A 9,097-nucleotide genomic window follows, 5' to 3' on the forward strand; every position below is an offset into this window, starting at 1 on the left:
AAACTTTATGATGCAATGCAAGGTGATCCACGTAAGGATGCTACAATTCTTGATTTAAAAGCATTAAAAGCAGCAGGAAAAGCAGATTATATTCCAGCTTACCAAGACACTGGATATTTCTTGAACAAATATCTTCCAAGACAGACAGATGTTAGTACAGGTGGAGGTAACTCAGAGTTAAACTACAAACAAAACTCATATGTAATCAGACTTGCAGATACTTATCTAATGGAAGCAGAAGCTTTAGGGTCTGGACCAAGAGCACAGGCTTTACTTGATGCAGTTAGAAAAAGAGCTGGATTAACTCCTGTTCCTGTAACATTAGCAGCTATTAAGCACGAAAGAAGAATGGAATTAGCAGGTGAAGGACATAGATTCTTTGATTTAGTAAGATGGGGAGATGCAGCAGCAGCTTTATCTGATAGAGGTTTTGACGCTGGAACAGATGAGATTTTCCCAATTCCGTACACAGAACTTAACGGTACTAAATTGAAACAAAATCCTAATTACCAATAGTATTTACTAATTAACCAAAATAAAAAGAAATGAACCTAAATATATATTTTAGAAAAAGTGTATGCCTAATGCTAGTTTTAGCATTAGGAACACTAAACAGCTGTAGCGAAGAAGTTAATGAAAATCCTCTTGTAGCTACAAATGTTGATCCTGCATTTACAATAACAACAGTTGAAGGAGCTATGAATACTTATCTTTTAACTGCACAAACTAAGGGAGTTATTTCTTCATTATGGGATACTGGAGACGGAGCAAGCCCAGGAAAAATGAATCAAGTGATTTCTTTGCCAGATGCAGGAACATACACAATTACACATACAGCTGTTGGAGCTGGAGCTGCAATGGCAACTTCTTCTCAGCAGATTGTAGTAGCGCAAACAGATCCTGCGAAAGGAAATTTAGTGCAAGGGGGAAAGTTTGCAACTGCTGAAGATCAAGCTAAATGGACTAGTGCAAAATTAAGTCCATCAGGTGCTGCTTTTTGGTCTTTCGCTAATAATAGCGCTACTATTCATTTACCAGGCGGAGGAGCTCAAGAAGGTATTTATCAAGCAATCGAAGTTGTAAAAGACAGAGAGTATACTATCGATATGACGGTTTCTTGTCCTAGCGGATTAGACGAAACTTGGTTTGAAGTATATGCTGGTAAATCAGCACCAGTTCTAGGTACTGAGTATAAAGAAAACAAAGTTATGGGAATAAGCACTTGGGATGGTTGTGGAACATCTAAATTTTCAGGAAGATTATCTGGAGTTGGATGTGTAAAAAACGATGCAACGAAAACCGTTTCTAATGTGGTTAAATTCCCAGAAAGTGGAACAATTTACCTTGTAATTAGATCTGGAAGTAATAAAACGGGTAATGAACCTATTACTATTACAAAAGTTGAATTCAGAGGAAAATAATAAAGATTAAGTTAAGTTTAAGTTTAAGTTTGGTTGTAAATAGCCCATAATCATTATGAGTATGGGCTATTTTTTAAATCCTTCAATGGTAGAACTCATTTTTTTGATTTCTTCTAAACTTCAATTTAAAAACATTATAATTAGAAGCGAATGAAAAAAAATAGTCTAAAAATTATATGCCTTTTGTTTTCTGTTGCAGCTTTTGCACAACAGCCAAAAACAAAAAAAGAGTTCACAACCGACGGTAAAAAAATAACCGTTTATACTACTGCAGAAAACTCTAAGTTACGATTAACTACTACAGATAATTTGACTTTTTCTGCCGCAAAACAACCTCTAGAAACCGAAAATTCTATTTTTGTCCAACCATCTAAAAAGTTTCAGACTTTTATGGGAATCGGAGGGGCTATCACAGATGCTAGTGCCGAAATATTTGCTAAACTTTCAAAAGAAAAACAAGCAGAATTTTTAAATGCTTACTACGATCAGCAAAAAGGTATAGGCTATTCTTTGCTAAGAACAACAATTCAAAGTTCTGATTTTAGCAGTGGAAGCTATTCTTATATCGAAGAAGGAGATAAAGATCTGAAAACTTTTTCTATTGATCACGATAGACAATATCGAATTCCTTTAATCAAACAAGCCATTCAAAAAGCTGGTGGAAAATTGACAACTTATGTTGCACCTTGGTCACCAAATGCTTTTATGAAAAGCAATAAGAATGTATTAAAAGGAGGAACTTTACTTCCTGAATACTACCAAACTTGGGCTAATTTTTATGTGAAATTTATTAAAGCTTACGAAAAAGAAGGTATTCCGATTTGGGGAACTTCTACTCAAAATGAACCAATGGCGGTTCAGACTTGGGAGTCTTGTATTTATACAGCTGAAGCTGAGAGAGATTTTATCAAAAATTATCTTGGGCCAACTTTGAAAAAAGAAAATCTTGGAGATAAAAAAATTATTGTTTGGGATCATAACCGTGATTTGATGAATTATCGCGCCAATGTAATTTACTCAGATCCTGAAGCATCAAAATATGTTTGGGGAATGGGATTTCACTGGTACGAAACTTGGTCTGGCGGTGCACCAATGTTTGATAACGTAGGGAAAGTAAATGAAGCTTATCCAGACAAAAAACTGATGTTTACGGAAGGTTGTATTGAAAAATTTGATGCATCAAAATATCAATTTTGGGGTAATGCTGAGCGTTACGGAATTAACATGATTAATGATTTTAATAACGGAACCGTGGCTTGGACAGACTGGAATATTCTTTTAGATCAGAATGGAGGTCCAAATCATGTTGGAAATTTCTGTTTCGCACCAATTCATGCAGATACAACAACAGGAGAATTAATTTACACTCCATCTTATTATTACATTGGACACTTTTCAAAGTTCATTCGCTTAAATGCAGTTCGTGTAAGCACAGCTGCAAGTAAAAGCGCATTATTAAGCACATCTTTCTTAAATGCTGACGGAACAATGGCAACTATTGTCATGAACCAATCAGCCAATGATCTTACATACAATTTAATTATTGGTGATAAAAAGGCAGAAGTAAAAATTCCGTCACATGCTATACAAACACTTGTTTATTAATATTTTGCAGTAAAGTAATGAAGAGGACTAATTTGAATCATCCATTTTAGTCTTCTCTTGCTTTTAATTTTAAAACGATTATTTAAGCAACATGAAAGTTACCTCACAAATATTTTTATCAGCCTTTGTTCTAATACAATTAAGCTGCTTTACCTCAAAAATAACAGCTCAAAAAAACAGTAAAATAAAGGTTTATACTACTGCCGAAAATACCAATTTGAAATTATCATTATCAAATGATTTAATTTCGAAAAACAACACTACACAACAAAAAACATCAACAGTATCTATTATTGTAAATACTGGAAAAACAGACCAAACCTTTCTCGGAATAGGAGGAGCAATTACAGATGCAAGCGCAGAAGTTTTCGCAAAATTATCGCCTAAAAAACAACAGGAATTTTTAACTGCTTATTACGATAAAAACAAAGGTATTGGGTATACTTTGGCTAGAACAAACATTCACAGCTGTGATTTCAGCAGTGATAGCTATACATATGTTGCTGAAGGAGACAAAGAACTAAAGACTTTTAATATAAACCACGATCGCAAATATAGAATTCCACTAATTAAAAAAGCAATTAAAACAGCCGGCGGAAAACTAACCTTATTTGTTAGTCCATGGAGTCCCCCAGCTTTCATGAAAGACAATAATGATATTTTGCACGGCGGCGTTTTGTTGCCTGAATTTGCTCCAGCTTGGGCACTATATTATACGAAGTTTATAAAAGAGTACGAAAAAGAAGGAATTCCAATTTGGGGATTGACAGTTCAAAACGAACCAATGGCCAAACAAAGTTGGGAATCTTGTATTTACACTCCAGAAGCAGAAAGAGATTTTCTTAAAAATTACCTTGGGCCAACTTTAGAAAGAGAAGGATTGGGGTCTAAAAACGTTATTATTTGGGATCATAATCGAGGAGATATGTTAATCAAAAGAGCCAATCTTGTTTTCTCAGATCCTGAAGTTTCTAAATACGCTTGGGGAATTGGATTTCACTGGTATGAAACTTGGAATGGAGGTCCGCCTCAATTCGAATCTGTAGCAAAAGTTCATGAAGCTTTCCCAAATAAAAATCTTCTTTTTACCGAAGGCTGTATCGAAAAATTTGATGCTACAAAATATCAGTTTTGGGGAAATGCAGAGCGTTACGGAATTAATATAATTAATGATTTTAATAATGGAACTGTTGGTTGGACAGATTGGAATATTCTTCTAGATCAAAAAGGAGGCCCAAATCATGTTGGAAATTTCTGTTTTGCGCCTATTCACGCCGACATAACAAAAGATGAATTAATTTATACGCCAATGTACTACTATATTGGGCATTTTTCAAAATTCATTAGACCCAATGCAAAAAGAGTACTTGAAACCATAAGCGACAAATCTTTATTAAGCACATCTTTTAAAAATTCTGACGGACAATTGATTACTGTAGTGATGAATCAATCTGAAAAAGAGATTATTTATTCTTTAGAAAATCAAATAGAAAAAACAACAATTACAATTCCGGCACACGCTATACAGACAATTGTTTATTAATTGTCAGCTAACTAAATAACCACAAAAAATGAAATTCAATTTTAAAAATACCATAAAAGCATTTTTCTTTATGGCAGCCGTATTGGCTCAAGTAAAATGTTCTTCTTCAAGTGATCCAGTAGAAAATCCGCCCGTAGATCCTCCAGTAACACCTCCAGTAGTAGTTACAAACGATGTTGATTTTTGGCTAACAAAAGGCAATCAAACTGTTTTATTGGCAAAACAATCAGGAATATTGGGTTTTGGTGCAACAACAAATACTTATGCTAATATTGAAGTAAATGCCAATCAAAAATATCAGACCATTGATGGTTTTGGATATACTTTAACAGGAGGAAGTGTGGAGGTTATAAACCAGTTAAACGCAGCTAAAAGAACGGCTCTTTTGCAGGAACTGTTTGGTTCTGGCGCAAATTCAATTGGAGTTAGCTACATAAGAATCAGTATTGGAGCTTCAGATTTAAATGCAACACCGTTTACTTACGACGATCTTGCTGCTGGTGAAACAGATTTAAACCTAGAAAAATTTAGTTTAGAAAAAGATAAAACTCTAATTGCTATGCTAAAAGAAATTTTAGTCATAAATCCAAAGATTTTAATTTTGGCAACACCTTGGTCTGCACCGATTTGGATGAAAGACGTAGCTAGTTTTAAAGGAGGAGAACTGAAAACAGAGTATTATGATGTATACGCTAAATATTTTATAAAATACATTCAGCAGATGAAAGCAGAAGGAATTACAATCGATGCTGTAACTCCTCAAAACGAACCTTTGCATGACGGAAACAATCCAAGTATGTATATGTCTGCCTCAGATCAGGGAGCTTTTATTAAAAACAGTTTAGGCCCAGCATTTAAAGCAGCAAATCTAAACGTAAAAATTATTGCTTACGACCACAACTGCGATAATCCAAATTATCCAAAAACAATTTTGGCAGATGCAGATGCATTTCCATTTGTAGACGGATCGGCTTTCCATTTATACGCAGGAGATATTAGTGCCTTAACTAACGTTTTTAATTCTTATCCGACTAAGAATGTATATTTTACAGAACAATGGACTTCTTCTGACGGGAAATTTGATGGCGATTTAAAATGGCATCTTCGAAATGTAATTATCGGATCGATGAGAAATTACAGTAAAAATGCATTAGAGTGGAATCTAGCCAATAATTCAAGTTTTGGTCCTCATACAGATGGCGGATGTAATATGTGTAAAGGTGCTATAACTATAACTTCGGGAGATAGTTTTGAGCGTAATGTAGGGTATTACATTATTGCACATGCTTCAAAATTTGTTCCAATGGGATCTACAAGAATACAAAGTAACTCAGGAGGAAACTTACAGAATGTTGCTTTCATTACGCCTTCGGGTTCTAAAGTATTAATTGTCGAAAATGATGGTTCGGAAACAGAAACTTTCAATATTAAATTCAATGGAAAATGGGTTACAACTTCTCTTGAAGGAGGATCTGTTGGGACTTATACTTGGAAATAATCTGATAAACTATTTTATATGAAAAAAATACTTTTAACATCGTTGCTTTTTGTTTCGATTGCCTCTTTGGCACAAGGCTTTTTGCATAGAGACGGACAAAAAATAGTAGATGGAAATGGTAAAAATGTTCTTTTAAGAGGTTTGGGTCTTGGCGGATGGATGGTGCAAGAGGGTTATATGTTACAGACTCAACCATTTGCTAGTCCGCAATATCAAATTAGACAAAAAATACAGGAAGTTATCGGCGAAGAAGGAACAAAAGAATTCTATGCGGCCTACAAAGCAAACGGAATTACGAAACGAGATGTTGACTCTTTAGCAAAATGGGGATTCAACTCTATTCGTCTTCCTATGCATTATAATTTGTATACTCCGCCAATCGAGCAGGAGAAAAATGGAGAAATCACTTGGATTGAAGAAGGTTTCACTATGACAGATAATTTACTGAAATGGTGTGCCGAAAATAAAATTTACTTGATTTTAGATTTACACGCAGCTCCTGGCGGACAAGGAAATGACGCTGCGATTTCAGATTTTGATACCACAAAACCTGGACTTTGGCAAAGTGAGGCCAATCAGAAAAAAATGATTGCTTTATGGAAAAAACTGGCTTCTCGATACAGAGATAATCCTTGGATTGGAGCGTATGATATTATCAACGAACCAAACTGGAATTTTACCGGATCAAACAAAAATGGTTGCGACGAAAATTCAAACGGCCCTTTAAGAGATTTAATGGTTGCTGTTACAAAAGCCATTCGCGAAGTAGATACAAATCATTTAATTTTTATTGAAGGAAATTGCTGGGGGAATAATTATAACGGAATTTTTCCTCTTTGGGATGATAATCTAGCTTTAAGCTTTCACAAATATTGGAACTATAATGACAAAGCTTCGATCGAAACGATGTTAGGTTACAGAGAGAAATACAATGTACCAATTTGGATGGGAGAAAGTGGAGAAAACTCTAATGTTTGGTTCAAAGATGTTTTGACTTTAGTTGAAAGTAACAATATTGGGTGGGCTTTCTGGCCAATGAAAAAAATAGACAACATTGCAGGAGTAGCCTCTGTTACTAAAATTCCAGAGTATGATGTTCTCTTGAAATATTGGAGAGACGGCGGTCAAAAACCAACTCCAGAATTCGCTAAAAAAACATTGATGAAAATAGCGGACAATTATAAAATGGAAAACGTAACCGTTAAACCAGATGTTGTAGATGCCATGTTTAGACAAGTGCAAACAGACGATACAAAACCATACAAAAAGAATACAGTTCCAGGAAAAATTGCTGCAACGTACTACGATTTAGGAACCAATGGAAAAGCTTACTTCGACAATGATTTTGTAAATTATAGATCAGTAACCGGAAAAGATGAAAGATGGAATCTTGGCAACAGCATGAGAAATGACGGAGTTGATATTTTGCCTTGTAAAGACAAAGATTCAAACGGTTATCAAGTTTCATTTATCGAAGATGGAGAATGGATTCAATATACGGTTGATGCAAAACAGGGAAATTATAATGTTGCTATTCGTTATTCGAGCGAAAAAGCTGAAGGGAAATTGTATGTAGAAATCGATGGAATAAAATCTAAAGAAATCACACTTTCTGCAACCGCTGGAGACAATAAATGGAAGACTGTAATTTTATCTGATATAGCATTAAAATCGGGTTCAAATAAAGTAAAAGTTGTATTTGAAAAAGGAGGTTTTAATCTGAACTATTTTGACTTTGTTAGTAATAAAACGAAGAAGTAAAAAAGAATAATAGTTGCTTTAATATTAAATAAATCATTTAAATAATAAAAAGATGAAAATGATTATGGACGAGTATACAATTAACATAACTTTTAAATAGATTTTTCTCTTTAAAGCCTCGTAAACACTAGCTTTACAAGATTAAAATTTTTTAACATGAAAAAGATAAACAAACTTGTTTTTGCAGTAATACTGCTTTTAACCGTGAACTCGTTTTATGGTCAGAATTTAAAAATTATGACATATAATATCCGTTTGGACGTTGCTTCAGATGGAGAAAATGCTTGGCCAAACCGAAAGGATTATTTTACATCTCAAATTGATTTTTACAGTCCAGATATTTTCGGAGTTCAGGAAGCAACGCCAAATCAAGTTTTAGATATTGCATCGGCTTTGCCAAATTATAACAAATTCGGAGTAGGAAGAGAAGAAGGAGGTTTAGGAGAAGCTTGTACGATTTATTACAAAAAAGACCGCTTTAAAGTGGAGCAATCAAATACTTTCTGGTTATCTGAAACCCCAAACGTAGTTTCAAAAGGCTGGGATGCGGCATGTAATAGAGTTTGCACATACGGACTCTTTAAAGATTTAAAAACTAAAAAAATATTTTGGGTTTTCAATTTGCATTTAGATCATATGGGAGAAGAAGCGAGAGTAAAAGGCGTACAGCTTGTTCTTACTAAAATGGCAGAGTTAAACACTAAAAACTATCCAGCTTTTTTAATGGGTGACTTCAATTCTGAACCCAATACAACGCAAATTGGAGAAATCAAGAAAGTGATGGATGATACTAAAGACGTTTCAATAGAAAAACCTTTTGGACCTTCAGGAACTTTCAACGATTTCAAGCACAATGAACCCGTAACATTATTGTTAGACTATATTTTTATTTCAAAAAAGAGTGGTCTAAAAATTCAAAAACACGCAGTGTTAAGTGATTCTAAAGATTTAAAATATCCCTCAGATCATTTGCCTGTCTTAATAGAAATAGATTAACATGAAAAACATCAACAAAAAACTTCAAATTCTAGTTTTACTGCCATTAATTGCAATGCAGTTCAACTGTGGATCTTCAACAAATGCTGTAAAAAATACTGGAAAAGTTTCTTCTTGGATTACCACTACAGACGAAACCTCAAAACTTAAAAAACAAACTGATTTAGCTTTTGCGTCAGAGACAAATTCAAATCAGACTATTGAAGTAAATCCAGCTGAAAAATTTCAAACCGTAGAAGGTTTCGGATTTTCATTAACAGGAGGAAGTGCTCA

7 protein-coding genes and 1 pseudogene are annotated in these 9,097 nt (G+C 34.3%); all 8 read left to right on the forward strand.

The features are described from left to right. Window positions 1–516: RagB/SusD family nutrient uptake outer membrane protein (locus B3J44_RS08660; RefSeq protein WP_286967820.1), on the forward strand; the 516-nt coding region annotated here is incomplete at its 5' end. Between the two features lie 29 nt (window positions 517–545). Then, entirely contained in the window at window positions 546–1,421 is an 876-nt protein-coding gene (locus B3J44_RS08665) for a hypothetical protein (RefSeq protein WP_286967823.1), read from the forward strand. A 150-nt stretch (window positions 1,422–1,571) separates the two neighbouring features. Next, window positions 1,572–3,026: a glycoside hydrolase family 30 protein gene (locus B3J44_RS08670; protein ID WP_198854575.1), complete on the forward strand. Its 1,455-nt coding sequence runs from the start codon at window positions 1,572–1,574 to the stop codon at window positions 3,024–3,026. A gap of 91 nt (window positions 3,027–3,117) precedes the next feature. Continuing rightward, window positions 3,118–4,569 (forward strand): glycoside hydrolase family 30 protein, encoded by a 1,452-nt coding sequence (locus B3J44_RS08675; protein WP_286967826.1) that lies wholly within the window; start codon window positions 3,118–3,120, stop codon window positions 4,567–4,569. Window positions 4,570–4,597: 28 nt separating this feature from the next. After that, entirely contained in the window at window positions 4,598–6,067 is a 1,470-nt protein-coding gene (locus B3J44_RS08680) for a glycoside hydrolase family 30 protein (protein WP_286967828.1), read from the forward strand. 18 nt (window positions 6,068–6,085) lie between these two features. Next, window positions 6,086–7,828, forward strand: a complete 1,743-nt coding sequence (locus B3J44_RS08685) for a cellulase family glycosylhydrolase (RefSeq protein WP_286967830.1) — start codon at window positions 6,086–6,088, stop codon at window positions 7,826–7,828. A 156-nt stretch (window positions 7,829–7,984) separates the two neighbouring features. Then, window positions 7,985–8,824 carry an endonuclease/exonuclease/phosphatase family protein gene (locus B3J44_RS08690; protein ID WP_286967832.1) on the forward strand — a complete coding sequence of 280 codons (840 nt, stop codon included), beginning with the start codon at window positions 7,985–7,987 and terminating at the stop codon, window positions 8,822–8,824. Between the two features lies 1 nt (window position 8,825). After that, a pseudogene (locus B3J44_RS08695) lies at window positions 8,826–9,097 on the forward strand (glucosylceramidase); the annotation flags it as partial.

Origin of the sequence: Flavobacterium sp. UBA4854, from assembly GCF_002399805.1 — a bacterium.
GTDB lineage: Bacteria > Bacteroidota > Bacteroidia > Flavobacteriales > Flavobacteriaceae > Flavobacterium > Flavobacterium ginsengisoli.

Coding starts and splice junctions, on each gene's coding strand:
- B3J44_RS08665 (WP_286967823.1), top strand. CDS start 546: ATGAACCTAAATATATATTTTAGAAAAAGTGTATGCCTAATGCTAGTT.
- B3J44_RS08670 (WP_198854575.1), top strand. CDS start 1,572: ATGAAAAAAAATAGTCTAAAAATTATATGCCTTTTGTTTTCTGTTGCA.
- B3J44_RS08675 (WP_286967826.1), top strand. CDS start 3,118: ATGAAAGTTACCTCACAAATATTTTTATCAGCCTTTGTTCTAATACAA.
- B3J44_RS08680 (WP_286967828.1), top strand. CDS start 4,598: ATGAAATTCAATTTTAAAAATACCATAAAAGCATTTTTCTTTATGGCA.
- B3J44_RS08685 (WP_286967830.1), top strand. CDS start 6,086: ATGAAAAAAATACTTTTAACATCGTTGCTTTTTGTTTCGATTGCCTCT.
- B3J44_RS08690 (WP_286967832.1), top strand. CDS start 7,985: ATGAAAAAGATAAACAAACTTGTTTTTGCAGTAATACTGCTTTTAACC.